The sequence below is a fragment of the Burkholderia sp. Bp8991 genome (genome assembly GCF_003853795.1).
Lineage (GTDB): Bacteria > Pseudomonadota > Gammaproteobacteria > Burkholderiales > Burkholderiaceae > Burkholderia.
Map to the genome: position 1 here is coordinate 33,586 of NZ_QTQJ01000021.1, position 25,716 is coordinate 59,301.

General features: G+C 68.2%; 24 protein-coding genes. 6 read left to right on the forward strand and 18 right to left on the reverse strand.

Features of this window, described 5'->3' with window-relative positions; translation table 11 throughout:
- Nucleotides 1-74: 74 nt before the first annotated feature.
- Entirely contained in the window at nt 75-2,147 is a 2,073-nt protein-coding gene (tkt, locus tag DIE02_RS22970) for a transketolase (RefSeq protein WP_044844173.1), read from the reverse strand.
- A gap of 215 nt (nt 2,148-2,362) precedes the next feature.
- On the opposite strand from tkt, the gene speE reads away from it, so the two are divergent.
- The 3 genes from speE (at nt 2,363) to DIE02_RS22985 (ending at nt 4,637) form a co-directional block, all read left to right on the forward strand.
- Nucleotides 2,363-3,220: a polyamine aminopropyltransferase gene (gene speE, locus DIE02_RS22975; protein WP_044844174.1), complete on the forward strand. Its 858-nt coding sequence runs from the start codon at nt 2,363-2,365 to the stop codon at nt 3,218-3,220.
- Nucleotides 3,221-3,435: 215 nt separating this feature from the next.
- Nucleotides 3,436-3,852: a glyoxalase/bleomycin resistance/extradiol dioxygenase family protein gene (locus DIE02_RS22980; RefSeq protein ID WP_044844175.1), complete on the forward strand. Its 417-nt coding sequence runs from the start codon at nt 3,436-3,438 to the stop codon at nt 3,850-3,852.
- A gap of 17 nt (nt 3,853-3,869) precedes the next feature.
- Entirely contained in the window at nt 3,870-4,637 is a 768-nt protein-coding gene (locus DIE02_RS22985; protein WP_124488255.1) for a 16S rRNA (uracil(1498)-N(3))-methyltransferase, read from the forward strand.
- Between the two features lie 191 nt (nt 4,638-4,828).
- On the opposite strand, the gene DIE02_RS22990 is transcribed toward DIE02_RS22985, so the two are convergent.
- The 3 genes from DIE02_RS22990 to DIE02_RS23000 all read right to left on the reverse strand — a co-directional run bounded on the left by DIE02_RS22990 (nt 4,829) and on the right by DIE02_RS23000 (nt 8,555).
- A complete protein-coding gene (locus DIE02_RS22990; protein WP_124529789.1) occupies nt 4,829-5,389 on the reverse strand; it encodes a barstar family protein in 561 nt (186 codons plus the stop codon).
- A gap of 16 nt (nt 5,390-5,405) precedes the next feature.
- On the reverse strand, nt 5,406-5,837 hold the full coding sequence (locus tag DIE02_RS22995; RefSeq protein WP_124488254.1) for a ribonuclease domain-containing protein: 432 nt from the start codon (nt 5,835-5,837) through the stop codon (nt 5,406-5,408).
- Between the two features lie 375 nt (nt 5,838-6,212).
- On the reverse strand, nt 6,213-8,555 hold the full coding sequence (locus DIE02_RS23000) for an NADP-dependent malic enzyme (RefSeq protein ID WP_311766318.1): 2,343 nt from the start codon (nt 8,553-8,555) through the stop codon (nt 6,213-6,215).
- A 136-nt stretch (nt 8,556-8,691) separates the two neighbouring features.
- Between DIE02_RS23000 and thiL the strand changes: the two genes are divergently transcribed.
- Genes thiL through DIE02_RS23015 form a run of 3 tightly spaced genes read left to right on the forward strand, consistent with a single transcriptional unit; the run spans nt 8,692 to nt 10,757 of the window.
- A complete protein-coding gene (gene thiL, locus DIE02_RS23005; protein WP_185702649.1) occupies nt 8,692-9,690 on the forward strand; it encodes a thiamine-phosphate kinase in 999 nt (332 codons plus the stop codon).
- Nucleotides 9,680-10,225, forward strand: a complete 546-nt coding sequence (locus DIE02_RS23010) for a phosphatidylglycerophosphatase A (protein ID WP_124488251.1) — start codon at nt 9,680-9,682, stop codon at nt 10,223-10,225. Before thiL ends, DIE02_RS23010 begins: the two co-directional genes overlap by 11 nt.
- 31 nt (nt 10,226-10,256) lie before the next feature.
- Nucleotides 10,257-10,757, forward strand: coding sequence for a CinA family protein (locus DIE02_RS23015; protein WP_044844180.1), 501 nt, complete (start codon nt 10,257-10,259; stop codon nt 10,755-10,757).
- 42 nt (nt 10,758-10,799) lie between these two features.
- On the opposite strand, the gene DIE02_RS23020 is transcribed toward DIE02_RS23015, so the two are convergent.
- The 14 genes from DIE02_RS23020 to mtgA all read right to left on the reverse strand — a co-directional run bounded on the left by DIE02_RS23020 (nt 10,800) and on the right by mtgA (nt 25,708).
- Complete coding sequence (locus DIE02_RS23020) at nt 10,800-11,858, reverse strand: haloacid dehalogenase-like hydrolase (protein WP_124488250.1); 1,059 nt, start codon at nt 11,856-11,858, stop codon at nt 10,800-10,802.
- Between the two features lie 208 nt (nt 11,859-12,066).
- Nucleotides 12,067-12,894 carry an orotidine-5'-phosphate decarboxylase gene (gene pyrF / locus DIE02_RS23025; protein WP_124488249.1) on the reverse strand — a complete coding sequence of 276 codons (828 nt, stop codon included), beginning with the start codon at nt 12,892-12,894 and terminating at the stop codon, nt 12,067-12,069.
- Nucleotides 12,895-12,933: 39 nt separating this feature from the next.
- Nucleotides 12,934-13,998, reverse strand: coding sequence for an aldose 1-epimerase (locus DIE02_RS23030; protein ID WP_124488248.1), 1,065 nt, complete (start codon nt 13,996-13,998; stop codon nt 12,934-12,936).
- 74 nt (nt 13,999-14,072) lie between these two features.
- Nucleotides 14,073-14,888 carry an SDR family NAD(P)-dependent oxidoreductase gene (locus DIE02_RS23035; RefSeq protein ID WP_124488247.1) on the reverse strand — a complete coding sequence of 272 codons (816 nt, stop codon included), beginning with the start codon at nt 14,886-14,888 and terminating at the stop codon, nt 14,073-14,075.
- A 23-nt stretch (nt 14,889-14,911) separates the two neighbouring features.
- Nucleotides 14,912-15,928, reverse strand: coding sequence for an L-arabinose ABC transporter permease AraH (gene araH / locus DIE02_RS23040; protein WP_044844185.1), 1,017 nt, complete (start codon nt 15,926-15,928; stop codon nt 14,912-14,914).
- An 80-nt stretch (nt 15,929-16,008) separates the two neighbouring features.
- Nucleotides 16,009-17,529 (reverse strand): L-arabinose ABC transporter ATP-binding protein AraG, encoded by a 1,521-nt coding sequence (gene araG / locus DIE02_RS23045; RefSeq protein ID WP_124488246.1) that lies wholly within the window; start codon nt 17,527-17,529, stop codon nt 16,009-16,011.
- A 67-nt stretch (nt 17,530-17,596) separates the two neighbouring features.
- Nucleotides 17,597-18,592 carry an arabinose ABC transporter substrate-binding protein gene (locus DIE02_RS23050; protein WP_044844187.1) on the reverse strand — a complete coding sequence of 332 codons (996 nt, stop codon included), beginning with the start codon at nt 18,590-18,592 and terminating at the stop codon, nt 17,597-17,599.
- A 102-nt stretch (nt 18,593-18,694) separates the two neighbouring features.
- Entirely contained in the window at nt 18,695-19,474 is a 780-nt protein-coding gene (locus tag DIE02_RS23055; protein ID WP_124488271.1) for an SDR family oxidoreductase, read from the reverse strand.
- The gene (locus DIE02_RS23060) at nt 19,474-20,151 is read right to left on the reverse strand and encodes a 2-dehydro-3-deoxy-6-phosphogalactonate aldolase (RefSeq protein ID WP_124488245.1); all 678 of its coding nucleotides are present in this window, start codon (nt 20,149-20,151) and stop codon (nt 19,474-19,476) included. Before DIE02_RS23060 ends, DIE02_RS23055 begins: the two co-directional genes overlap by 1 nt.
- Nucleotides 20,152-20,173: 22 nt before the next feature.
- Nucleotides 20,174-21,199, reverse strand: coding sequence for a 2-dehydro-3-deoxygalactonokinase (locus DIE02_RS23065; RefSeq protein WP_124488244.1), 1,026 nt, complete (start codon nt 21,197-21,199; stop codon nt 20,174-20,176).
- Nucleotides 21,196-22,095 (reverse strand): IclR family transcriptional regulator, encoded by a 900-nt coding sequence (locus tag DIE02_RS23070; protein WP_044844190.1) that lies wholly within the window; start codon nt 22,093-22,095, stop codon nt 21,196-21,198. The genes DIE02_RS23065 and DIE02_RS23070 overlap by 4 nt, the downstream gene beginning before the upstream one ends.
- 347 nt (nt 22,096-22,442) lie before the next feature.
- A complete protein-coding gene (locus DIE02_RS23080; protein ID WP_044844191.1) occupies nt 22,443-22,847 on the reverse strand; it encodes a hypothetical protein in 405 nt (134 codons plus the stop codon).
- 84 nt (nt 22,848-22,931) lie between these two features.
- Nucleotides 22,932-24,542, reverse strand: a complete 1,611-nt coding sequence (locus DIE02_RS23085; protein WP_124488243.1) for a S10 family peptidase — start codon at nt 24,540-24,542, stop codon at nt 22,932-22,934.
- 428 nt (nt 24,543-24,970) lie between these two features.
- A complete protein-coding gene (mtgA, locus tag DIE02_RS23090; RefSeq protein ID WP_124488242.1) occupies nt 24,971-25,708 on the reverse strand; it encodes a monofunctional biosynthetic peptidoglycan transglycosylase in 738 nt (245 codons plus the stop codon).
- Nucleotides 25,709-25,716 lie beyond the last annotated feature (8 nt).

Consider the following 25,716-nt stretch of genomic DNA (forward strand, 5'->3'; position numbering starts at 1 on the left):
ATGGCTGAAAAAATTCGTTTCGTGCAGCTTCACGGTGCGACGCGCGCGAGGGGTGGCGCGCGTCGCGAATGCTTTTAGGCCAGCACGGCCTTCGCGGTCTCGACGACGTGCTCGACGGTGAAGCCGAAGTACTTGAACAGCACGCCGGCCGGCGCCGATTCGCCGAACGTGTCGATCCCGACGACGCCGCCTTCGAGGCCGACGTACTTGTGCCAGAACGCGGTCACGCCCGCTTCGATCGCGACGCGGCGCACGCCGTGCGGCAGCACGCGTTCGCGGTATTCGGCGTCCTGGCGGTCGAACACGTTGGTCGACGGCATCGACACGACGCGGGCCGCGATGCCCTGCTGCGCGAGCGGCTCGACGGCCTTCATCGCGAGTTCGACTTCCGAGCCCGTCGCGATCAGGATGATCTTGCGCGCGACGATCTCTTCGTCCCAGTCCTTCAGCACGTAACCGCCCTTCTCGATGTTGGCGATCTGCGCGTCGGTGCGCGGGTTGAACGCGAGGTTCTGGCGGCTGAAGATCAGGCTCGACGGACGATCGGCGGCAACCGCGTGGGTCCAGGCGACGGCCGTCTCGACCGTGTCGGCCGGACGCCAGACGTCATGGTTCGGGATCAGGCGCAGGCTCGACACGTGCTCGATCGACTGGTGCGTCGGGCCGTCTTCGCCGAGGCCGATCGAGTCGTGCGTGAACACGAAGATCGACGGGACCTTCATCAGCGACGCGACGCGCAGCGCGTTGCGGCTGTAGTCGGAGAACGTCAGGAACGTGCCGCCGAACGGCTTGTGGCCGCCGTGCAGCGCGAGGCCGTTGATCGCGGCGCTCATGCCGAATTCGCGCACGCCGTAGTTGATGTGGTTGCCGAGCAGCACGCCCGCGCCTTCCGGATTCGCGCGGACCGCCTTCGATGCCTTCCAGTTGGTCAGGTTCGAGCCGGTCAGATCGGCCGAGCCGCCGAGCAGCTCCGGCAGTGCGGCAGCGAGCCCTTCGATCGCCTGCTGCGACGCCTTGCGGGTCGCGACCGTCTCGGCGCGCTCGTTCGCACCGGCGATGATCGCCGCAGCCTTCTCGGCCCAGTCGGCCGGCAGCTTGTTGGCCATCCGGCGCTCGAATTCGGCGGCTTCTGCCGGGAACTTCGCGCGATAGGCGGCGAACGTCGCGTCCCATTCGGTCTCGGCGCGCTTGCCGGCTTCCTTCGCGTCCCATGCCGCATAGACTTCCTGCGGAATCACGAACGGCTCCCAGGTCCAGCCGAGCGCCGCGCGCGTCTTCGCGATTTCTTCCGCACCGAGCGCCGCGCCGTGCACGTCGTGGCCGCCCGCCTTGGTCGCGGCGCCCTTGCCGATCACCGTCTTGCAGCAGATCAGCGTCGGCTTGTCCGACAGCTTCGCCTTCGCGATCGCCGCGTCGACCGCGTCGACGTCATGGCCGTTCACGTTCGGGATCACGTTCCAGCCGTACGCTTCGAAGCGCTTCGGCGTGTCGTCGTGGAACCAGTTCACGACGTCGCCGTCGATCGAGATGCCGTTGTCGTCGTACAGCGCGATCAGCTTGTTCAGCTTCAGCGTGCCCGCGAGCGAGCAGGCTTCGTGCGAGATGCCTTCCATCAGGCAGCCGTCGCCGAGGAACACGTACGTGTGGTGATCGACGATCTTCGCGCCGTCACGGTTGAACTCGTCGGCCATCAGCGCTTCGCCGAGCGCCATGCCGACCGCGTTCGCGAGACCCTGGCCGAGCGGGCCGGTGGTCGTCTCGACGCCCGGCGTGATGCCGTATTCCGGGTGGCCCGGCGTCTTCGAGTGCAGCTGGCGGAAGTTCTTCAGCTCTTCCATCGGCAGGTCGTAGCCGGTCAGGTGCAGCAGCGAGTACAGCAGCATCGAGCCATGGCCGTTCGACAGCACGAAGCGGTCGCGGTCCGCCCAGTGCGGGTTCGTCGGGTTGTGCTTCAGGTGGCGCGACCAGAGCGCGACGCCGATTTCGGCCATGCCCATCGGCATGCCGGGGTGGCCGGAGTTCGCTTGCTGGACGGCGTCCATCGCGAGCGCACGGATCGCATTGGCCATCAGGGTGGTGGAGGCGGGAGACGAAGTCGTCATGTCGAGTCCGGAGAACGAGTCGAGGAAACGGGGGCACGGCGGCATCCGGAAGCTCGAGCGTCAATCGTTCCCGGCGCGCAGTGCGGCGCCTGACGGACGCGAAGCGGACGGAGCCTACGGACGGGGCTGCAAAGCTCGTCATTTTAACAGATGGGCTGACATTTCCCTTGTCGGCGCGTAGTGTTCCGGCACGGTTTTCCGCCAAACCGCCCGCCTCCTATAATTCAGACGTCGGAACTGTCTGCCCGAGCGGCCCGCCCGTGAACACGACCCTTCTCTTCCATCCCACGCCCGACGTCGCGTACGGCTTCCCGAACGCACGCCGGCTCGCGCACGTCGCGTCGCCGCACCAGCACATCGAGGTCTGGGAAACCCCGCAGCTCGGCCGCCTGTTCACGCTGGACGGCCGGCCGATGACGTCGGTCGGCGACGAATACGTGTACCACGAGTGCATGACGCACCCGGCCGCGCTCGCGCACCCGTGCCCGAGGAAGGCGCTCGTGCTCGGCGGGGGCGACGGCGGTGCCGCGCGTCAGCTGCTCAAGCACGCGTGCATCGAGCGGATCGTCGTCGCGGAGCTCGACGACGAGGTGGTCGGCATGGCGCGCCGCTATCTCGACGACGTGCACCAGGGCGCGCTCGACGACCCGCGCGTCGCGATCGTGATCGGCGACGCCGCGCATTTCGTCGCATCGACCGTCGAGCATTTCGATCTCGTCGTGTTCGACCTCACGCCGCCCGACTCGCCGGCGGCCGGCCTCTATACGCGCGAGTTCTACGCGCGGCTCAAGCGGATCCTCACGCCGTGCGGCGCGATCTCGATGCATCTCGGCTCGCCGGTGTTCCACACGGCGCGCATCGCCGCGCTGCTCGACGACCTGCGCGCGAGCTTCGCGGTCGTCGATCCGCTGTCCGCGCACGTGCCGCTGTACGGATCCCAGTGGCTGATGGCGATCGCGAGCGACACGCTCGACGCGGCCGCTCTGTTTGCTCACGACATCGACGAACGGCTCGCCGCACGCCGCGTGCAGGGCTTGCGCTACTACGACGCGCGACTCCATGCGGCCCTCTTTGCCCTGCCGCGCGCGCTGCGCGATACACTGGGCGTTCGCCGCTGAGCTTCCGGGCGGACGCATCGCTCCGCGGGCGGGCCGCGCTTTCTCGCGCGCCCGACCCGCCACGCGCGGGCCCGGCGCGACGCAGGCGGCCCGCCTGCGTATCCTCTGCCCGGCGCGGTGCCGCCCCGGGCACCCGCGCGCCAATATCCGTTGGACTGCAAAGCATGGGACCGGAGTCACCGCTCAAGCGCCAACCCCGTTCGACAGGAGATTTCATGACCGATCCACGTCCGGCCAACGTGCCTTGGTTGACGCCTTACCTGGCCGTGCGCAATGCGCACGCGACCATCGAGTTCTTCAAGGCCGCTTTCGGCTTCGAATTGCGCGACGTCCTCGACGAGGACGGCGCGATCATGCACGTCGAGATGACCTACCGCGGGCAGCTGATCGTGATGTTCGCGCCCGAAGGCGCCTTCGGCTCGATCGCGCTCACGCCGAAGAGTGCGCACGCAACCGCTCCGCAGTCTTTCTACCTGTATGTCGACGACGTCGACGCAACCTGGCAGCGCGCGCTCGACGCGGGCGCGCAATCGCTGACCTCGCCGCAAGATCAGTTCTGGGGCGACCGCTTCGCCCAGATCGAGGATCTCGACGGCTACCGCTGGGCGCTCGCGCGCCGCCTGGCTGCATGAACGGAGCCGCGATACGCATGAGTGAAGCCACCACCACCGCGGCCGTGCCGCGTTTCTTCGTCGAAGCGGCGCTGCGCGTCGATACGACGCTCGCGTTGCCGGCCGACGTCGCGCGGCACGCGCAAGTGCTGCGGCTGCAGCCCGGCGACGCGCTCGCGCTGTTCGACGGCAGCGGCGGCCAGTACCGCGCGCGGCTCGTCGAGATCGACAAGCGCGGCGCGCTCGCGCAGCTCGAAGGGTTCGATCCGGCCGAGGCCGAGCCGCCCTATCGCGTGACGCTGGCGCAAGGCATCGCCGGCGGCGACAAGATGGACTGGGTGATCGAGAAGGCCGTCGAGCTCGGCGTCGCGGCGGTCGTGCCGCTGTCGACGGCGCGCGGCGTCGTGAAACTGTCCGGCGAGCGCGCGGACAAGCGCGTCGCGCACTGGCGCGGCGTCGTGCGCGCGTCGTGCGAGCAATGCGGGCGCAACCGCGTGCCCGACGTCGCGCCGGTACGCGGCTTCGGCGCGTGGCTCGATACGCTGCCGGCCGCGCCGGCCGACGGCGAGCTGCGGTTGCTGCTGTCGCCGCGCGCGAGCATCCCGTTTGCGTCGCTGCCCGACGCGCCGCCCGCGGCGGCCGTCACGCTGCTGATCGGGCCCGAAGGCGGGCTGTCGCCCGACGAGGAACACGCGGCCCGCGCGCACGGGTTCACCGCGTTGTCGCTCGGCCCGCGCGTGCTGCGCACCGAGACGGCCGGCGCGGCCGTGCTGGCGGCGCTGGCCGCGCGCTGGGGCGGATGGTGATGCGTCGGGGCGCGGCCGGCGTGGCATGCGCCCGAAACGACCGACGCCGGCCCGATGCCTGACGCACGTTCGGACCGACGCCGCGCGTGACTTCCCGGCGCCCATCGGCCGGAACGCAGACGCAAAAAAGCCCGCGCGATGCGGGCTTTTTGCCGAATCGGCCGCGCTCGGGCGGCCAGTGGATCCGCGCTTTACGCGAACGAATAGAACACGCGGAACGCGACCTTGCGCTCGGCCCAGAACTCGGCGGCTTCGCGGAACACGTCGAGCAGCGTCTCGCGCCCTTCCTTGTCGAATTTCTGCGCGATCGGCAACCCTTCGAGAACGATCACGAAACCTGGCTGCGCGCCGGCCTTCGCGACGAGGTCGGTCAGGCAGTCGTACAGCGCGTCGTAGTTCTTGCCGAAATGCTTCGGAAACAGGAACGACGTCGCGATCGTCTCCATCACTTCCTGCTTCGACTGCGCGGCACCGCAATACGCGTACAGGAAATGCTGGCCGAGCCGGCCGGCTTCGTCGGCGAGATCCTGCACGCGGAACGCGCGGATCGACTGCACGAGATTGGGTCGCACGGTCGTGAAAAGGCTCATAGGCTCCTCGTTCGATGAAAGCCCGGGCTCGGCTTCCTGTTGCTCCGCCGCGACGCCTGCCTGTGCCGCCGCGTGAAGTTGGATCACGCGCTGAAACAGGTTGCCGTCGCCGGCCGCGAACAGTTCCGCCGCCGTATCGTGCGCGTAGATGGAGTCGCTCATGCCGTTCATCCCGAAGTCATTCAACAATACGTTTAAAACTGTTGTAGTGGTCGTCCGTGTAATAACAGTTGTCGATCCGGCGCAATGGCCCGCCACAGACGATCCGGCGCGCGCCGCGATTGTGCGCGCGCGGCGTCGGCACCGTGTACTCGTGGTAGTAGCCGCGCTTCGCCTTCGGCAGGATCCGCTCGCGGTTGCCGAAGACGACGCCGTCCTTCTCGTACGGATAGGGGCCACCGGCGCCGATCAGGCCAAGCGTGGTCACGGCCTCGCGCGGCAGGCGGGCGGTCGGGATCGTATCGACCCCGCCGACGGCCAGGTCGGCCGAAACGGCCTGCCGTGCGTAAGCGGCGGAAACCAGACTGCCCGTCGGTGTACCGACGATACCCATCGCGAACATCGCGAAGACGGACGCGAGCGCGCCGTTGCGGAGCCACTTGCGTGCCATGAACCAGGGTTCCCGCTGTTAAATCAAGTAGTTGACGACCAACCAAAGGCGTTAGCGTAGCGCTATTGTCCGCGCGAATCAATGTTCGTTTGGGAACCGAAAGGCTGGCTCCGCCCGGAATCGCGCATTTTTTACCGAAAAAAGACTACATTTATCTTACATGAGATAAAATGTCCGCGGCATCTCTCGCATGGCAAGACCTGCCTCCTTGCCACGCTCGCTAGCCTAGGGGGAGAGATGCCGCTGTTGCTTATGGGAAGCGCGTTTGCGCCCTGCCCGCGGCGTGCCCATTGCGGGCACGCCTCTTTTTGCTTTTGTTTACAATTTCGCCCGCCGCGCGGCAGCGGTTCGACCGTCGCCGCGCGTTCATGCCGCTCAGCGTGCGGCGTTCACGTCGGCGACCAGCAGCGCCGCCATGTTGACGATGCGGCGAACGGTCGCCGATTCGGTCAGCACGTGCACCGGCTGGGCCGCGCCCAGCAGGATCGGCCCGATCGCGATGTTGTTGCCGGCCGCCGTCTTCAGCAGGTTGTACGCGATGTTCGCGGCATCGATGTTCGGCAGGATCAGCAGGTTCGCGTCGCCTTCCAGCGTCGATTCCGGCAGGATTTCCTTGCGCAGCGCCGCGTCGAGCGCGACGTCGCCGTGCATTTCGCCGTCGACCTTCAATTCCGGCGCACGTTCCTGCAGGATCGCGAGCGTATCGCGCATCTTCTGCGCCGAAGGCGCGTTGCTCGTGCCGAAGTTCGAGTGCGACAGCAGCGCGACCTTCGGTTCGATGCCGAAGCGGCGCACTTCCTCGGCAGCCATGATCGTGATCTCGGCGAGTTGCTCCGGGGTCGGATCCACGTTCACGTGCGTGTCGACCAGGAAGATCTGGCGGCCCGGCAGCACGAGGCCGTTCATCGCCGCGTACACGCTGCAGCCCGGGCGCTTGCCGATCACCTGGTCGATGAAGTGCAGGTGGCGGTGCGTGGTGCTGATCGTGCCGCAGATCATCCCGTCCGCCTCGCCCTTCTTCACCAGCATCGAGCCGATCAGCGTCGTGCGGCGGCGCATCTCGACACGGGCCAGCTGCTCGCTGATGCCCTTGCGCGCCATCATCTTGTGGTACGTCTGCCAGAAATCGCGGTAGCGCTCGTCGTGCTCGGTGTTGACGACCGTGAAGTCGGTACCCGGCGTGAGGCGCAGGCCGTAACGCTGGATACGGTGCTCGATCACCGACGGACGGCCGATCAGGATCGGCTTCGCGAGTTTCTCGTCGACGATGATCTGGACGGCGCGCAGCACGCGCTCTTCCTCGCCTTCCGCGAACACGACCCGCTTCTTCTCCGCCGGCGCGCTGCGCGCGAGCTGGAAGATCGGCTTCATCGTCGTGCCGCTGTGATACACGAATTGCTGCAGGTGCTGCTTGTAGGCTTCCATGTCCTCGATCGGGCGCGTCGCGACGCCGCCGTCCATCGCGGCCTGCGCGACGGCCGGCGCGATCTTGACGATCAGGCGCGGATCGAACGGCTTCGGAATCAGGTATTCGGGCCCGAACGACAGGTCCTGGATCCCGTAGGCAGTCGCGACGATGTCGCTCTGCTCGTGCTGCGCGAGTTCGGCGATCGCGTTGACGGCCGCGATTTCCATTTCACGCGTGATCGTCGTCGCGCCGACGTCGAGCGCGCCGCGAAAGATGAACGGGAAGCACAGGACGTTGTTGACCTGGTTCGGGTAGTCGGTGCGGCCGGTCGCGAGAATCGCGTCGGGGCGCACTTCGAGCGCCAGTTCCGGCAGGATTTCCGGCGTCGGGTTCGCGAGCGCGAGGATCAGCGGGCGCTCGGCCATGCCCTTCACCATCTCCTGCTTCAGCACGCCGGCGGCCGACAGGCCGAGGAAGATGTCCGCGCCGTCGATCACCTCGGCCAGCGTGCGGGCTTCGGTTTCCCGGGCGAAACGCTCCTTGTCCGGATCCATCAGCTCGGTGCGGCCCTTGTAGACCACGCCGGCCAGGTCGGTCACCGTGATGTTCTCGAGCGGCAGGCCGATGTCGACCAGCAGGTCCAGGCAGGCCAGCGCGGCCGCGCCAGCGCCCGACGCGACGAGTTTCACCTTCTTGATGTCCTTGCCGACGACCTTCAGGCCGTTCGTGACGGCCGCGGCCACGACGATCGCGGTGCCGTGCTGGTCGTCGTGGAACACCGGGATCTTCATCCGCTTGCGCGCTTCGCGCTCGACGATGAAGCAGTCCGGCGCCTTGATGTCTTCCAGGTTGATCCCGCCGAAGGTCGGCTCCAGCGCGGCGATCACGTCGACCAGCTTGTGCGGGTCCGACTCGTTCAGCTCGATGTCGAACACGTCGATGCCGGCGAACTTCTTGAACAGTACCGCCTTGCCTTCCATCACCGGCTTCGACGCGAGCGGGCCGATGTTGCCGAGCCCCAGCACCGCCGTGCCGTTCGTGACGACGCCGACCAGGTTGCTGCGCGCGGTGAAGCGCGCGGCGTTCAGCGGGTTCTCGACGATCTCCTCGCACGCATACGCGACACCCGGCGAATACGCGAGCGCGAGGTCGCGCTGGTTGATCATCTGCTTGGTCGGTGCGATCGCGATCTTCCCCGGAGTCGGGAATTCGTGATAGTCGAGAGCGGCTTCGCGGAGCTTGGCTTTGGAGGAGGCTTGGGTCGACATGTGTCTCGTGGCGGGCGGATTAGAATGACTGTTCGACGGCATTGTAGCGCCAATCGAAGGCCGTCAGACCGGCGATTCGGGTGCGACAGCCGCGACATAAATGTACTGAACGGTGCAGGAACGGCACCGCTCGCTGCGTACAATGCCATTCCTTTCACCGCTTCCGGGTTCCTCCGCCGTGCCAGCCGCCCTGTCCGAGTTTTCGCTGATCGATCGCTTCTTCGCGCGCCGCGCGGCCCGGGGGGCGCGTGCGTCGACGCTCGGCATCGGTGACGATTGCGCGCTGATCGCGCCGCGATCCGGAAAATTGCTGGCCATTTCGACGGACATGCTGGTCGAGGGCCGCCACTTCTTCCCTGACGTCGCGCCCGACGCGCTCGGCCACAAGACGCTCGCGGTCAACCTGTCGGATCTCGCGGCGATGGGCGCCGAGCCGCGTGCGTTCACGCTCGCGTGCGCGCTGCCGCGCGCCGACGCGGCGTGGCTCGAGGCGTTCAGCAACGGCCTGTTCGCGCTCGCCGAGCGGTTCGGCTGCGAGCTGATCGGCGGCGACACGACGAGCGGGCCGCTGAACCTGTGCGTGACCGTGTTCGGCGAAGTCGCGCCGGATGCGGCGCTGCGGCGCGACGCCGCGCGCGACGGCGACGACGTCTGGGTGTCCGGCACGCTCGGCGACGCGCGCGCGGGGCTCGGGCTCGCGCGCGGCGAATGGAGCGCCGGCGCGGACGAAGCCGCCGCGTTCCGGCAGGCACTCGAGCGCCCGGAGCCGCGCATTGCGCTCGGGCTCGCGCTCGCGGGCGTCGCGCATGCGGCGCTCGACATCTCGGACGGCCTCGCCGGCGACCTGCGGCACATCCTGACCCGCTCGAACGTGCGCGCCGAGATCGACGCCGACGCAGTTCCGCGCTCGGCCGCGCTCGCGACGCTGCCGCCCGACGTGCAGCGAAGCTGCACGCTGGCCGGCGGCGACGACTACGAGCTGTGCTTCACCGCGCCGGCCGCGGCCCGCGCCGCGGTCGAGGCAGCGGGCGCGAGCGCCGGGGTTCCGGTCACGCGAGTCGGTACAATACATGCGTTGTCCTCGCCGTCGGAGCAGCCCGCGATCGCGTGGCACGACGCCGCCGGCGCGCCCCTGACTCTCACGTTGCACGGTTTCGACCACTTCCATGCAGACTGACCCGACGACCGCGCAATCCGCGGCCGCGCCAGGCGCCGCCCGCAACGCGCCGCGGCGCGCCACCGTGCGCTTCATGCTGTCGCACCCGGCGCACATCGTGTCGCTCGGCTTCGGCAGCGGGCTCGCGCCGTTCATGCCCGGCACGTTCGGCACGCTGTTCGGCTGGCTCGCGTTCGTCGTGCTCAACCGCTACCTGACGGTGCCCGAATGGTGGGCGCTGATCGCGGTCGGTTTCGCGGCGGGCACGTGGGTCACCGGTTTCACCGCACGCAGGATGGGCACGAGCGATCCGGGCGCCGTCGTCTGGGACGAGATCGTCGCGATCTGGCTCGTGATGCTGTTCGTCACGCCCGCGACCTTCATCGGCCAGTTGTGGGCGTTCGTCGTGTTCCGCTGCTTCGACATGCTCAAGCCGCCGCCGATCCGCTATTTCGACCGTCGCGTGAAAGGCGGGCTCGGCATCATGGTCGACGACCTGATCGCCGCGTTCATGACGCTGCTCGTGATCGCGTTCTGGCGCTCCGTCGTCGGCTGACCGATTTCCCGACTCCCGTTTCCCGACGCGCATGCCAACCGATTCCGTCGTCCATCAGCTTGCGATCCGCGCAGGCAACAAGCTGCGTGACGAGCACCTGTCGCTCGCCACCGCCGAATCCTGCACGGGCGGCATGATCGCCGCCGCGATCACCGACATCTCCGGCAGCAGCCAGTGGTTCGAGCGCGGCTTCGTCACCTACTCGAACCAGGCCAAGATCGAGATGATCGGCGTGCCGCCCGACCTGATCGAGAAACACGGCGCCGTCAGCGAGCCGGTCGCGCGCGCGATGGCCGAGGGCGCGCTGCGCAACAGCCGCGCGCAGGTCGCGCTGTCGGTCACCGGCATCGCCGGCCCGGCGGGCGGCAGCGAGAAGAAGCCGGTCGGCACCGTGTCGTTCGCATGGAGCAACCGGCTGCATACCGACGTCGAAACGCTCGTGTTCAAGGGCGACCGCGAGCAGATCCGCACGCAGGCGGCCGCGCATGCGCTGCGCGGGCTGCTCAAGCTGCTCGACGAACGCGAAGGCTGATTCCCCCGCGCGACGGCAGGGGCGGCCGCCGCCCCTCGCCGCTTACTGGATCGCGTCGGGCTTCACGACGATCCAGTTCTTGTCCGCCGTGACCGGCAGGCCGAGCGCCTTCTGCTGCGCGGCCGATTCGTCCGACCATGCGCGGATCTGCGCCATCTGCTTGTCCTTCTTGTTCACCCACACGCGCACGCCGCCGCGCGCGACGTCGGTCGCGTTCAGCAGCATGTAGCCGTCGGATTTCGGCGTGTCGCCCGCGACGAGCACCGGCTTCTTCCACTGGTCGATCCAGCCGGCGATCGAGCCGAGCTTGCCTTCGTACCACGTCATCGGATTCATCAGGAACGGCGTGATCACGAGATTGCGGTTCGCGGCCTCGTCGTACTTGCCGGCCTTGATCTGCAGCCGCGACGTGGTCAGCGCGCCCGTCGCCGGGTCGCGCAGCAGCGTCGTCACGCCGATCACGTTCTGCGGCTTCACGTTGTAGCCGTATTTCGGATCGGACAGCACGAGCCGCGCGAGCTCCTCGTGCGCGGCGGTCATCACGTACACCTCGATCCCGTTCTCGCGCAGCGCGTTGTACAGCTCCTGCATGCCGCGGAAGAAGCGCGGCGGGTTCGCGGTGCCGTCGACGACCTTGTCGCCCTGCCAGTAGCGGATCGGCACCGGCTTGCCGTCGGCGAGCATCGCGTCGACATGGCGCTTCAGGTCGGCCAGCGACAGCCCCGCGAACGCCTGCGCGATCCACGGGTAGCAGACCAGGTCGTCGATCTCGCAGAGCCGGTAGTAGTAGCTCGTCAGCGACTCCTTGTAGTCGGCCGAATCCTTGAACGGGATCAGCTTCAGCGACGGATCGAGCGAGTCGCGCGTCAGCACGCCGCGGTTCTCGAGATACGGCAGCAGCGACTCCTCGAGATCGTAGCGATAGGTCGTGTTGTCGGCGTCGAACACCGCGTAGTCGCCGCGGTTCGCGTGCGCGGCGATCATCGCGTTCAGCGCCTTCGCGCTGTCCGCCGGCCAGTGCGACAGGTCCGCCGCGTGGGCGAACGACATGCACAACGACGCGGCAAGCGCGCTCAGAAGACGTCGGGACAGCTTGGGCATGGCGCCGCTCCTTTTATGACATTCTGGTGACGGATCGATGACAAGCGGCAGCATCGCGCGATTGTGGCGCGGGCATGCGGTGCGCAAGCGACGGGAAGTTGTTCGCGTGCGCCAGGACGGCGAACACGCGAGGCAGGCGCGCGGCCCGCAGATGCGGGTTCGGCATTGAAGGGCCGCCCGGGCGGGCGGCCTGTGGCTCAGCGATATTTCAGCGATGCGCGTTGATCGTATCGCGCGTCTTCTGCGCGGCGAGCGCGGCGGCTTCGGCGAAATCCTCGCCCTTGCTCGCGTACAGGATCGCGCGCGACGAGTTGATCATCATCCCGCTGCCGTCGGCGGTGCGGCCCGCGTTGACGGTCGCCTGCACGTCGCCGCCCTGCGCGCCGATGCCGGGGATCAGGAGCGGCATGTCGCCGACGATCCCGCGCACGATCTCGATCTCCTTCGGGAACGTCGCGCCGACCACGAGGCCGAGCTGGCCGTTCTTCGCATTCCACTTGTTCGCCGCGAGGTCGGCCACGACCTGGTACAGCGGCCGGCCACCCGTTTCGAGGAACTGCAGGTCCGACCCGCCCGGGTTCGACGTGCGGCACAGCACGATCACGCCCTTGCCTTCATGCTCGAAGTACGGCTCGACCGAGTCGTAGCCCATGTACGGGTTTACGGTGACCGCGTCCGCGCGATAGCGCTCGAACGCTTCGCGCGCGTACTGCTCGGCGGTGCTGCCGATGTCGCCGCGCTTCGCGTCGAGGATCACGGGCAGGCCCGGATGCTGGAGGTGGATGTGCGCGATCAGCCGCTCGAGCTGATCTTCCGCGCGATGCGCGGCGAAGTACGCGATCTGCGGCTTGAACGCGCTCGCGTACTGCGCGGTCGCGTCGACGATCTGCCGGCAGAACTCGAAGATCGCGTCGGGCTGGCCGTCGAACTGCACGGGAAAACGCGACGGCTCGGGATCGAGGCCGACGCACAGCAGCGAATTCGTGCGCTGCCACGCGGCGCGCAGCGATTCGATGAAAGTAAGCGGGGAAGACATGGCGGATACTCGCGGCAAACCGTTGATAGACCGCGTATTTTACCCGCGTCGCCGGCGGCCTTCGCGCACGGCGGCGTCGACCCGTGCATCGGCCCGCTCGACGGTGAACGCGAAACGCCGCGTGAGCCGCTCGCCCGGCGCGAGCAGCGTCATCCCGTGCGCGGCCGCGCCGCCCGGCAGGTTCACCGCATTGATCGGATGATCGACCGGCTCGAAGCAGAAGAACGACTCGCCGGGCGGCGTATAGAGCACGTACGCATCGGCGTCGGCCGCGATCGTCAGCAACAGCCCGCGGCGCGGCCAGCTCACCGTCGCGTGGCCGCCCCAGCCGGTGAACGCGTGATTGACGAGCGTCGCCGGCAACGGATACGCGACGCCGAACTGCCAGGCCGGCGGCACGCACACGTGCCGCACCGGCAGGAAATCCGCGCCCGACAGCCACAGGCCGCCCGCGGCCGCAGCCAGCTCGGTCGCGTCGTCGCGCACCAGGAACGGGTGCAAGCCGAGCCCGAACGGCAGCCGTGCGCGCCCGGCGTTCTCGATCGTCAGCGCGATCGACAGCGTCGTGTCGTCGAGCGCGAACGACTGGATCGCACGAAACGCGTACGGCGCGCCGCTCGCGCGATCGAGCGACAGCTGCAGCGTGGTGTCGGTCGCGTCGTCCACCTGCCACGGCGCGAGCCAGCCGTCGCCGTGGATCGGCAGCGGCTCGTCGCGGCGGTTGCGCGGCACCGCGACGCTGCGCCCGTCGCATTCGAAGCGGCCGTTGCCGATCCGGTTCGAATACGGCAGCAGCGGATAGCACGCGAGTGCGTTCGGGTCCGTCGCCGTCTCCGGGTGTTCGCAACGTCGGAACACCGGCACCAGCGCACCGTGGTCGCCGCGCCAGTCGAAGCGCGCGACGCCGCCGCCGAGGTGGGGCAGCACGTCGAGCCGCAGCGCCGCGTTCGACAGCGTGACGCCCGCCGCATGCGCGGCGCCGACGCCCTGCGCGAACGTGGCGGTCTGCGGGCCGGCGCTGACCGGCTGCGCGGCGGCAGCCAGGCGCGCACGGCGCGACTGGCTCGTGGACGACGACGATGCGCGCGAGGACGTGGCGGTCATGGTGAACTCCTTTGCTTCGTCGATGAAGCGATACGGATCGTCGCGCGGTGCCGCGCGAACACGGACATCGGCAATCAGGCCCAGCCGCCGTCGACCACCACGTCCTGCGCGGTGATCATCCGGCTGTCGTCGGCCGCGAGAAACAGCGCCATCCGGGCGAGATCGTCCGGCAGCAGCTCGGCGTCGATGCACTGGCCGGCCTTGATCGCCGCCCGGCCCGCGTCGTCGAGCCACAGCCTGCGCTGCTTGTCGGTCATCACCCAGCCGGGCACCAGCGAATTCACGCGGATCCCGAACGGGCCGAGATCGCGCGCGAGCCCGCGGGTGAGGCCCTGCACGGCGGCCTTCGCCATCACGTAGACGGGATAACCGCCGTTCTTCAGCATCCAGCTGATCGAGCCGAGATTGATGATCGCGCCGCCGCCGCGCTGCTTCATGTCGTCGATCACCGCCTGCGCGGCGAAGAACTGGTGGCGCAGGTTCACCGCGATGCCCGCGTCGAACGACGCGGGCGTCACGTCGCCGATCGCGTGGCGCGTGTCGTTCGCCGCGTTGTTCACGAGCACCGCGATCGCGCCGATCCGTACGCGGATCGTGTCGATCGCATGGCGCAGCGCGTCGATGTCGGTGAGGTCGCACGGGAGGAACAGCGGCGCGTGACGTACGTCCGGCGCCTGCGCGAGGCTTTCCGCGAGCGCCTGGCCCGCCTGTGCGTCGAGATCGACGAACGCCACGCGCGCGCCCTGCCGCGCGAAGTGCTCGACGAACGCCGCGCCGATGCCGGTCGCGCCGCCCGTGATCAGCACCGCGCGATCCTCGAGGCTCGGGTAGCGCGCATAACGCGCGTCGCTCGCGGCGCGCGGATCCGGCGCGGAAGTTTCGATGGTCATGCGAATCGTCTCCGTGGAATCGGTCAGTCGCGTACGCCGCGGTTCTTCAGCTGGTCGAGCAGCACGGCCGCGAGCAGGATCGCGCCGCGCACCAGGTACTGGTAGAACGCGTCGATGTTCAGCAGGTTCATCACGTTCTCGACGGTGCCCATGATCAGCACGCCGATCACGACGCCCGAGATCGTCGCGCGGCCGCCCATCAGCGACACGCCGCCGAGCACGCACGCGGAGATCACGTTCAGCTCGAAGCCCTGCGCGGCGTTCGGCTGGCCCGACGTGATGCGCGACGCGAGGATCACGCCGGCGAGCGCCGTCACCGCGCCCTGGATCAGGAAGATGTACACGCGCGTGCGTTCGACGTTGATCCCCGCGAGACGCGACGCCTCGGGGTTGCCGCCGATCGCGAGCGTGTTGCGGCCGTACACGGTCTGGTTCAGCAGCACGCCGAACACGATGAAGCACAGCAGCGTGACCCAGATCGGCAGCGATACGCCGAAGAGCGTGAGCCCGCCGAGCGCGATGAAGGTATCCGACGACACGCCGACCGCCTGCCCCTTCGACACGATGAAGCCGAGCCCGCGCACGATTTCCATCGTCGCGAGCGTCGTGATCAGCGCGTTGATGCGCAGGTACGCGATCACCGCGCCGTTCACGAAGCCGATCGCGGCGCCTGCCGCGACCGCCGCGACGATCGCGACGAACGTGTTGTCGGTCGCGTTCAGCACCATCGCGCACAGCACGCCCGAGAACGCGACGGTCGAGCCGATCGACAGGTCGAAGTCGCGCGACGCCAGACAGAACATCATCGTGCACGCGACCATCCCGATCTGCGAGATCGACAGCGCGAGGCCGAGCATGTTGTCGATCGAGAAGAAGTGATCGACCGTCAGCGACATCGTCAAGAACATCACCGCGAAGATCGCAATGAGGCTGTATTCGGTGAGGTGCTGCCACCACTTCTGGCGGTCGCTCTGCTGCGGTACCAGCGCGTCGGCCGACGGCTTCACGGCTGCGCTGGCGAGGTTTTCCCTGACTTGCATGGTTGTGTCTCCTGCTCCTGCATCGCGCGGCCCGCGCCGCGCGTGATCGATTCGAATGTCCTGCGTCGCCCGCGGCGACCTCACACTGCGTCAGCCGCCTCGATGACGCTCGTCTGCGGCAGCGCGAGGCTCAGCACCGCATGCTCGTTCGCCCGTTCGCGCGGCAGCTCGCCCGCGATCCGCCCTTCGCGCATCACGACGATGCGATCGGACACGCCGAGCACTTCCGGCAGCTCCGACGACACCATCACGATCGCGCAGCCGCGCTCCGCGAGCCGGTAGATCACGTCGTAGATCTCGTGCTTCGCACCGACGTCGATGCCGCGCGTCGGCTCGTCGAGGATCACGACCTTCAGGTCGGGCTCCGCGAGCCAGCGCGACAGGATCGCCTTCTGCTGGTTGCCGCCCGACAGGAAGCGGATCTTCTGCCGCCGGTTCGGCGTCTTGATCTTCAGCCGCTGGATGAAGCGGTCGGCCGTTTCGCTTTCGGTCTTGCGGTCGATGAACAGGCCCGCGCGCAGCGAATGACGGCGGCAGCTGATGTTGATGTTCTCCGCGACCGACGCCATCGCGATGATCCCTTCCTCCTTGCGGTCTTCCGGACACAGCACGATGCCGTGACGGATCGCGTCGCCGGTGCGCTTCACGTCGATACGCCGGCCGTCGAGCGTCAGCGTGCCCGCGCGCCGGCGGTCGGCGCCGTACACGAGCCGCATCAGCTCGCTGCGTCCCGCGCCGACGAGGCCGAAGAACCCGACGATCTCGCCCGCGCGCACCGAGAAGCTCGCGGGTTCGCGCAGCGCCGGACCATCGACGCCTTCCGCCGACAACCGCACGTCGCCGAGCGCGCGCGGCGCGTAATGGTAGATATCCGAAATTTCGCGCCCGACCATCTCGGCGACCAGCCGCTCGCGCGGCACGTCGGCGAGCGATTCGTGCGACGCGATCTTGCGCCCGTCGCGAAAGATCGTGCACGCATCGCACAGCCGGTAGATCTCGTCCATCCGGTGCGAGATGTAGATCAGCGCGCGACCCTGCGCGCGCAGGTCGTCGACGAGCTTGAACAGCACCTCGGTCTCGCGATGCGACAGCGAGCTCGTCGGCTCGTCGAGCGCGATCACGCGCGCATTGCGCATCAGCGCCTTGCAGATCTCGACCATCTGCCGCTGCGCGATCGACAGCCGGCCGAGCTTCGCATCCGGATCGAGATCGACGCCCATCGCCGCGAGCCGATCGCGCACGTGGCGCTTCGCCTCGCCCTTCCTCACCCAGCCGAGCGCATTCGGCAGGCGGCCGAGCAGCAGGTTCTCCGCGACCGTCAGGTCGGGCACGTACTGCAGCTCCTGGTGAATCACCGCGATGCCGGCCGCGATCGACGCGGCCGCACTCGAGAAATGCACGGGCTGGCCGTCGACCAGCACGCTGCCCGCATCGGGCTGGTATTCGCCGCCGAGAATCTTCAGCAGCGTCGACTTGCCCGCGCCGTTCTCGCCCATCAGGCCATGCACCTCGCCCGCGTGCACGTCGAACGAGATGCCGTCGAGTGCGCGCACGCCGGGAAATACCTTGCCGATATTGTCAAAACGCAGTGCCGCTGACACGTCGTCTCCCCACTTGCAGATCCATCGATCGCCGGCCGCCGCATCGCCGCGGCGGCCGGCGTGCCGCTTACTTCGAGGCAAGCCCCATCTCCTCGCGCACCTTCGACACGTTGTCGCGCGTCGCGAGCATGCCGGTGGTCAGCGTGAGCGGCGCCGGCGCCTTGCCCTGCGTGATCCACGTGTACATCAGCTCGGAGGTTTCCTCGCCGTGGCGCTTCGGGCTGATGATCACGGTGCCGTAGAAGCCCGTCGGCTGCGGCTTCTTGAACTCGTTCAACGCCGAATCGGAACCGCCGATGCCGATGCCGATCATGTTGTCCGCCTTGAAGCCGCGCCCTTCGGCCGCGCGCACCGCGCCGAGCACGGCCTCGTCGTTCAGGCCGTAGGCGACCCAGTGCTTGAACTGCGGGTTCTTGGTGAGCGCGATGTTCGCCGCGTTGAACGCGTTCTCGGTGTCGGTCTTCGCCTGCGGCGCCGCGATCACGTTCGCCTTCGGAAAGCCGGCGGCCACCAGCGCATCGGTCGCGCCGCTCGTGCGGTCGTGCGCGGTCGGCAGTTGCTCGTAGGTGATGTCGATCGCGCCGACGTCCTTCATGTTCCAGCCGCGCTTCTTGATCTCGGCCGCGATGCCGTCGCCGACCTGCTTGCCGATGTTGTACGCGGAGATCCCCATGTGCGGCACCGCCTCGATCGGCTTGCCCGCGCCGTCGACGAGGCGGTCGTCGACCGTCATCATCTTCAGGTTGTGCGACTTCGCCTTCGCGACGATGCCCGGCCCGAGCTTCACGTCGGGCGTGCAGATGATGAAGCCCTGCGCCTTCTGCGCGGACAGGTTGTCGATCGCGCTCATCACCTTCTCGCCCGACGGCGCGCCGATCTTCACGAGCGTGAAGCCCTTGTCCTTCGCCGCGATCTCGGCGAACTTCCATTCGTCCTGGAACCACGGCTCTTCCGGCTGCTTCACGAGGAAGCCGATCTTGACCGGGTCGGCCGCGTGCGCCACCGGGCTTCCCATCACCACCGCGGCCGCGGCGGCCAGCGTTACGAACGTTCTGCGTTTCATCTCCAGTGTCTCCTTGTCTTCATCGAACGGAATGCAGCCGCTTGTTGGTTTCGACGCAGCGTGCGCGCGGCCGTCGCACGTGCGGTCTGTCGAATCGTTGCGTCAGTCGTGGTACAGCGCCGCGCGCCCGCCGTCGACGGTGATGCACGCGGCATTGATGAACGGCGCCTCGTCGGACGCGAGGAACACGGCCGTCATCGCGACTTCCTCCGGTTTGCCGATCCGCTTCATCGGCTGCAGCGCGAGCGTCTCGGCGCGCGCCGCGGCCGGGTCGGCCTGCGCATCCCACCAGTCGCGCGTGAGCTGCGTCTCGATGTAGCCGGGCGCGATCGCGTTCACGCGCACGTTGCGCGCCGCGTATTCGATACCGAGCGCACGCGTGAGGCCCAGCACGCCGTGTTTCGCGACCGGATACGGAAAGCAGCCCGGGATGATCCGGAACGCATGCGTCGACGCGATGTTCACGATGCTGCCGCGGCCGCGCTCGACCATGCCCGGCAGCGCCGCGCGGCAGCCGTGCCACACGCCGTCGAGGTCGACCGCGAAGCAGCGGCGCCAGTCGTCGTCCGTCATCGTCAGCGGATCGGCGAACACGTTGATGCCCGCGTTGTTCACCAGCACGTCGAGCGGGCCGAAAGCCGCTTCGGTCTGCGCGAGCGCGTCGCGTACCGAGTCCTGCCGCGCGACGTCCGCATGCAGCGCCAGCACGCGCGCGCCGTCGATGTCGTCGGTGATCGCCGCGGCCGTGCGCTGCGCCTGCGCGAAGTCGAGGTCGACGAGCGCGACGGCCGCGCCCTCGCGCGCGAACGCCTGCGCCATCGCGGCGCCGATCCCGCGGCCCGCGCCCGTCACCATCGCGACCTTGCCCGCGAGGCGTTCCATCATGCGGCTCCGCCGCGCGCCGCGCGCAGGCCGGCCTGGAACGCGCGTGCGTTCGCCGCGGTCGTGTCCGCCGACTGGCCGGGCCGGTACAGCGCCGAACCCAGGCCGAAGCCGTTGGCGCCTGCCGCGAGGAACGGCTGCATGTTGTCCGGCGTAATCCCGCCGACCGGAAGCAGCGGCACCGCGCGGTCGATCACCGCGCGCCACGCCTTCACGACGGGCACGCCGAGCTGCTCGGCCGGGAACATCTTCAGCAAGTCGGCGCCGTTCGCGAGCGCGGCGAACGCCTCGGTCGGCGTCGCGACGCCCGGTGCGCTCGCGAGCCCGCGCTCGCGCGCGCGGCGGATCACCGCCGCGTCGCTGTGCGGCATCACGATCAGCGTGCCGCCCGCGTCCTGCACGCGGTCGACGAATTCGGCGCGCAGCACGGTGCCCGCGCCGACGATCATGTCGTCGGGCAGCGCGCGGCGCAGCGCCGCGATGCTGCCGAACGGATCGGGCGAGTTCAGCGGCACCTCGACGATCCGGAAGCCGGCTTCATGCAGCGCAAGGCCGTGGTCGACAGCTTCCGCGGGCGCGATGCCGCGCATGATCGCGATCAGCGGGCACGCGTCGAACGCGCGCATCAGCGCGGCGTGCGGCGTGTACGGCGCGGGCAGCGTAAGGTCGGACGACATCGGCAGTTCCTCTTCAATCGGTTCATTGGTCGGCGCAGACGGGTTCGCCATCCGCGCGCACGAGTCCGGCGCGCGACGCGATCCACCACAAGCCGCGCTCGGTCGCCTGTGCGACGACGCGTGCATGCGTGCAGCCGAATACGCTCAGCGCGTCGACGTAGCGCGCGCACAATCGGTCGTCGCCGATCAGCAGCAGCGGCTGGTTCGCGAGCGCGACACCGCGCTCCGCGAGCATCGCGTCGAGCGCGTTCAGCTCATGGCCGATCAGCAGCCCGGACAGATAGTCGCCCTGCGCATCGGGCGCGAGCCGGTCGGTCAGGCCGAGCGTGCGCGTGCTGAAGATCGTCGCGAGCAGTCCCGCGCGCTGCGCGCCGCGGGCCACCGCGACGCCGCGGGCGAACGCCGCGCGGTCGGGCGACGCGCTCGCGCGCATCGTGCGGCCGAGGATCGTGTGATCGCGCAGCGCCGCGAACAGCTCGCCCGTCATGAAGGTCTGGAAGCGCTCGATGAGCCCGTCCTTCACCCATGCCCACTTCGCATGCGTGCCCGGCAAGCCGATCAGTACCCCTGAACGATCGGCATCAAGCATGGGATCGTTCGCGAGTGCGCCGAATATCTGCGTTTCTTCGCCGCGCATCACGTCGGGCAATTCGCCCGTCGCGATCACGCCCGGCACGATCGATACAGTCGTGCCGCGCGCCGTCGTCACCGTGACGAGCCCCGCGACGAGCGCGTCGGCGCCGGCCGGCACCGCGACGTACGGCGCCTCGCGCCAGCCCTGCGCGCTACCGACCATCCCGGCCGCCAGCACCGGCACGCCCGGCGCGCGGTCGAGCCAGTCGCCGCACGCTTCCTCGAACACGACGTCGAAGGCACGCGCGCCGCCGGCCGGCACGTGCATCACGCCTGCCGCGCGGCTGCGCGTGTCGAGCAGCGCGCCGTGCGCGTCGAACAGATACGCGCGCAGCGACGTCGTGCCCCAGTCGAGCGCGATCAGCGACGGGGTGGCGGTGTTGGCGTCCGGAGCGGTCCGGGTCGAGTGGGTCATCGTTTGATCCTGCGGGTACCCTGCGGCGGGCTCCAGCCCAGTTCCGCGGAAATGGCTCGCGCTTCGCGCTGCACGAGCGGAATCAGTTCGTCCATCCGGTCGTGCGGCATGTACGGGATCGTGCTCGCGACCGATACGGCGGCGACGATCGCGCCCGACGCGTCGCGGATCGGTGCGGCCACGCAACGGATCGATGCTTCGTTTTCCTCGAGGTCGAACGTGTAGCCGCCGGCCGCGTAATGCGCCATGCGCTGCAGGAACGCGCTCGTCTCGGGCCGGTTGTCCGGCTTGAAATTGACGCCGGCCAGCGCGCGCCGCGCGGCTTCGAACAGCGAGCGCCACCGGTCCGGATCGAGGTCGAGCATCATCGCCTTGCCGATGCCGGTCGACGCGAGCGGCATCCGGTGGCCGACGCGCGAACGCATCTCGAGGCCGCGCGTGCCGGGAATCTTGTCGATGTACAGCACGTCGTCGCCGTCGCGCACACCGAGGTGGATCGTGTCGAGCGTCGCTTCGGCGAGCGCCTCGAGGTGCGGCCGTGCAACCGCCGTGAGCGGCATCTGCTCGAGCGCGATCGTGCCGAGTTCGATCAGCTTCGGGCCGAGCAGGTAGCCGCCCTGCACCTGGCGCAGGTAGCGCGCCTGCACGAGGCTGCTGACGAGACGGTGCGTCGTGCTGCGCGTCGTGCCGAGCGCGGCGCCGATCGCGCGCATGTCGCGCGCGCCGTTCGCGATCGCTTCGAGGATCGCGAGGCCGCGCAGCAGCGTCTGCGTGCCGGCCTGCTGCGCGGCGAGGTCGAGCGGCGTGCTGGTCGCGCCGATGCTGTCGGTCAGCGGCGCATCGTCCGGCGTCGCGCGCCGGGCGTCGAGAGCAAGGGTATCGGGCATCTTGGTCATGGAACGGGCTTCTTCAGCGGAATCGGTCTAGCCGCTGTTGCGAGGCCGGAACGAAGTCCGGCGTCGCGGCAACGCGGCGGTCGATGCACCGAGGAAAGCGCCCGGCGAACGTCATGGAAGGTGTCTCCGTGTGCGTCGGGCGCCGCGCGATGCGTGGGTCCGAAGCTGTCGATGTGCTTCGGATTGTAGGAGCGCACGCACTCGCCTCCAATATTTGAGTGCATTGTCCAGATAATGAGAAAAGCGACGGAAGCCGCGGCATTCGGCGCGGAACCGCCGCGCCATGCGCACGGGGGCGGAACCCGACACGTTGCGGGTCCCGCCCCCGTTATCCGCGCGCGGCGCGCTTACTGCTGGTTCGTGCTGCGCGCCTGCATGTAGCGCTGCACGTCGGAGAACGACACGCGGCCGCTACCGTTCGCGTCGATCTGCCGGAAGTGGTTCGCGACGTAGCCGAGGCCGGCCGCGCGCGCCTGCGCTTCGGTGATCGAGCCGGTGTTCTGCGTGTCGGCCGCGCCGAACTGCCGCGCGAGCTTGCGCACCACCTGCGCGTGCAGCGCGGCGCCCGTCGTCTGCGTGCCGGCGGTCGGCTTGCGCGCGGCCGGCGGCACGTATGGATCGCCGAGCTGCGCCTGGCGCGCGCGCGCCGGGGTGGCGGCGTCGCTCGCCTGCGCGAACGCGGACACCGATGCGGATGCTGCAACCCCGGCGCATGCGAGCGCCGCGGCAACGACGATGAAACGTTTCTTCATGTCAGGCTCCAGTCTGGAATGAGGTCGTCGACGGCCGGCGAACGGCGCCGCCGCGGGCGCGCGTCGCCAGGCCCGCACATCGCATCAGTGCGCGGCCGCGTTGTAGAAAGTGACGAGGTCGGCTTTCTCCTGCGGACGCGACGTATCGTCGAGATAGACCATGTGTCCACCCTGATAGTCCTTGATCGTCAGGTTCGGTTGCGTGCCGAGCCGCGCGAGGTCGAGCTCGGTCTGGTAGAACGGCGTCGCGATGTCGTGATACCCGTTCAGCGACAGCACCTTCAGCGACGGATTCAACGTCAGCGCAGCCGCGAGATCGGGAATCGTGTCGGGCATCGCGAGGCCGTCGTGCGTCCAGTCCCAGGTCTCGATCGCATTGCTGCTGAGCGAATACGCCGACTGCGCGCTGTACTTCAGCACGTTCGGCAGGTAGCTGCCGATCGTGTCGGTGAACGGCTTCGTGATGAACGTGCTCGACGGGTCCCCGTCCGCCGCGAGCGGGCTCGACGACGGCACGTTCACGCGTGCGTCGTAGCGGCCGATCAGCGTGCCCGGGATCAGCGCTACCTGGAAGCTGTTGTCGAAGAAGGTCGGGACCACGTTGAAGTCAGCATTCCAAAGCGACTGCTTCACGCCGGTCGAATTCACCATCGTCGTGACGAGCGCAGGCGGAGGCGGCGTGTGGCTCGCGAGATAGGCGTTCACGGCGGGCGTGTAGCTGCCGGCCGTCAACTGGCGCATCTGGTCCGCGTACTGCGGCAGGCTCGACGGGTTCGGATTGTCGAGCTGGTAGTACGCGCCGACGGTGCCGTAGGACGGCACGAAGCCCGCGCAGCTCACCGGGCTCGCCCCGTTGTTCGAGTTGCCGACATAGTCGCTCGCCATGTCGCAGTTCGCGTTGTAGTTCAGGATCGACGACTGCAGCACGATGCCGTCGAGCTTCACGCCGGCCGTCTCGAGCAGGTTCGCGAGCACGTCGGTGCGCGGCGTGCCGTACGACTCGCCGAACAGGTATTTCGGCGAATCGTTGCGCTGGTTCACGGCGATGTAGCGCATCACGAAGTCGCGGAACGCGCCGCCGTCCTGGTCGACACCCCAGAACGTCTGGTTCGTGTTCGGCGCGATCGCCTCCGAGAAGCCGGTGCCGATCGCATCGACGAACACGAGGTCGGTCGTATCGAGCAGGCTTTCCGCGTTGTCGACGAACGGGAACGTCGAGGCATTCGCGTTCGGGTCGCCCGTCTGGATCCGCTTCGGACCGAACGAGCCGAGATGCAGCCACACCGATGCGGAACCGGGGCCGCCGTTGTACAGGAACGTGACGGGCCGCTTCGCCGCGGGCTGGTTGTCCGCGGTGTACGCGATGTAGAAGAACGAGGCTTCGGGCGCGCCCGTCCGCGGATTGCGCGCGACGAGATGGCCGGCGGTGGCCGTGTAGCGAATCGTCTTGCCGTTCAGCGTGATCTGGTGATGGGTGACGGCGGCCTTTTCGACCGCGGCGGACGCGTCGAGCGATGCGGTCGCGCTCGATGAATAACTGTTGGGATCGTTGTACGGCCTGTCCACCTGAGCGGCGGGATCGGCTGAATTGGCGGTACCTGCTGCCGAGGACGGGGTCACGTCGTCGTTGCAGGCCGCCAGAATCAGCGAAGAGAACACAACTCCCAACCACAGCTTCGCTTTGCTCGCTGGCATCGTTGCTTTCCTTCTCTCGAATGTTTTTTTGTGTCGAGCAGCCGGGTGAGCCGCCCCCCGCCTCGATTGCGGCCGATAAGCCGAGGCGCCGGCCAATATACGCGAGCGGGTCGGCTTTGAAAAATTTGGAAATATTCGATCGATGGCCGGTGCAGTGCACACCTTTCAGGAATGCTTCGATTCGCGAACCGGCGCTTTTCAGTCGCCTTTCGATTGCTTTCGTGTTTACTCCGGAGCACTAAAAATCACGCGGATTTCGTGCCATATCGACAAACAAAATTCCGCGCGTGCGGGCATTGCTCAGCAAAGCGAAATAGACGAATTCGTCTAATGGATGCGGCCCGAAATGCGGGCATCACGAATGCGCTGCAGTGCACCAATGGCGCACCGGCGACGGAACGGACAATGCGACGGCGCGGGTGCGCCGCTCACTGCGATTGCGGAAGTTCGGCCGCGCCCATGCGGCGGGCAATGACGGCCGCGCGCTGCGCCTGGTAGGCCGAGCCGCGGTGCGCGTCGAACCAGCGCGGCTTCGGCAGCATCACCGCGAGGCGCGCCGACTGCCACGCGCCGAGCCGGCTCGCGGGAATCCTGTAGTAATAACGGGCGGCGGCCTCGGCGCCGTACACGCCGCGACCCCATTCGACCGAATTCAGGTAGATCTCGAAGATCCGCTCCTTGTCGAGCACCGTCTCGAGCATCCACGTGATGATCAGCTCCTGCCCCTTGCGGATGTAGCTCTTCTCGCGCGACAGGAACAGGTTGCGCGCGAGCTGCTGGGTGATCGTCGAACCGCCCGCGACGATCCGGCCGCGCGCCTTGTTCTTCTCCCATGCCTGCAGGATCGCGTCGACGTCGTAGCCGTTGTTGGTCGCGAAGGTCGAATCCTCCGACGCGATCAGCGCGCGCTTCAGGTTGCGCGAGATCTGGTCGTACGGCACCCACTGGTGCTGGATCCGCGCGGGCGGGTTGTCGTGCGACAGCCACCATGCGTCGGTACGCATGAACGCGGTCGAACCGGGATTGATGAACGACCACGCGGCGATCTGCACGAGATAGAACAGCTGCGTCGCGAGCCACGCGCCCGCGAACACCGAACCCGCATAGACGATCCAGCGGGTCGGGCTGATCGTCCGCGTGCGTTGCGTGCCGCTTACCGCCACCACCTGCGGCG

What these genes read in the sequence shown, in the direction of transcription:
- DIE02_RS23065 (WP_124488244.1), bottom strand. Translation starts at nt 21,199, where the DNA reads ATGACCCACTCGACCCGGACCGCTCCGGACGCCAACACCGCCACCCCG.
- DIE02_RS23070 (WP_044844190.1), bottom strand. Translation starts at nt 22,095, where the DNA reads ATGACCAAGATGCCCGATACCCTTGCTCTCGACGCCCGGCGCGCGACG.
- DIE02_RS23010 (WP_124488251.1), top strand. Translation starts at nt 9,680, where the DNA reads ATGCAGACTGACCCGACGACCGCGCAATCCGCGGCCGCGCCAGGCGCC.
- DIE02_RS22990 (WP_124529789.1), bottom strand. Translation starts at nt 5,389, where the DNA reads ATGAGCGACTCCATCTACGCGCACGATACGGCGGCGGAACTGTTCGCG.
- DIE02_RS22995 (WP_124488254.1), bottom strand. Translation starts at nt 5,837, where the DNA reads ATGGCACGCAAGTGGCTCCGCAACGGCGCGCTCGCGTCCGTCTTCGCG.
- tkt (WP_044844173.1), bottom strand. Translation starts at nt 2,147, where the DNA reads ATGCCGCCGTGCCCCCGTTTCCTCGACTCGTTCTCCGGACTCGACATG.
- pyrF (WP_124488249.1), bottom strand. Translation starts at nt 12,894, where the DNA reads ATGTCTTCCCCGCTTACTTTCATCGAATCGCTGCGCGCCGCGTGGCAG.
- DIE02_RS23030 (WP_124488248.1), bottom strand. Translation starts at nt 13,998, where the DNA reads ATGACCGCCACGTCCTCGCGCGCATCGTCGTCGTCCACGAGCCAGTCG.
- DIE02_RS23015 (WP_044844180.1), top strand. Translation starts at nt 10,257, where the DNA reads ATGCCAACCGATTCCGTCGTCCATCAGCTTGCGATCCGCGCAGGCAAC.
- DIE02_RS22985 (WP_124488255.1), top strand. Translation starts at nt 3,870, where the DNA reads ATGAGTGAAGCCACCACCACCGCGGCCGTGCCGCGTTTCTTCGTCGAA.
- DIE02_RS22980 (WP_044844175.1), top strand. Translation starts at nt 3,436, where the DNA reads ATGACCGATCCACGTCCGGCCAACGTGCCTTGGTTGACGCCTTACCTG.
- DIE02_RS23035 (WP_124488247.1), bottom strand. Translation starts at nt 14,888, where the DNA reads ATGACCATCGAAACTTCCGCGCCGGATCCGCGCGCCGCGAGCGACGCG.
- DIE02_RS23000 (WP_311766318.1), bottom strand. Translation starts at nt 8,555, where the DNA reads ATGCCGTCGAACAGTCATTCTAATCCGCCCGCCACGAGACACATGTCG.
- DIE02_RS23055 (WP_124488271.1), bottom strand. Translation starts at nt 19,474, where the DNA reads ATGGAACGCCTCGCGGGCAAGGTCGCGATGGTGACGGGCGCGGGCCGC.
- DIE02_RS23060 (WP_124488245.1), bottom strand. Translation starts at nt 20,151, where the DNA reads ATGTCGTCCGACCTTACGCTGCCCGCGCCGTACACGCCGCACGCCGCG.
- DIE02_RS23085 (WP_124488243.1), bottom strand. Translation starts at nt 24,542, where the DNA reads ATGCCAGCGAGCAAAGCGAAGCTGTGGTTGGGAGTTGTGTTCTCTTCG.
- DIE02_RS23080 (WP_044844191.1), bottom strand. Translation starts at nt 22,847, where the DNA reads ATGAAGAAACGTTTCATCGTCGTTGCCGCGGCGCTCGCATGCGCCGGG.
- DIE02_RS23020 (WP_124488250.1), bottom strand. Translation starts at nt 11,858, where the DNA reads ATGCCCAAGCTGTCCCGACGTCTTCTGAGCGCGCTTGCCGCGTCGTTG.
- DIE02_RS23050 (WP_044844187.1), bottom strand. Translation starts at nt 18,592, where the DNA reads ATGAAACGCAGAACGTTCGTAACGCTGGCCGCCGCGGCCGCGGTGGTG.
- araH (WP_044844185.1), bottom strand. Translation starts at nt 15,928, where the DNA reads ATGCAAGTCAGGGAAAACCTCGCCAGCGCAGCCGTGAAGCCGTCGGCC.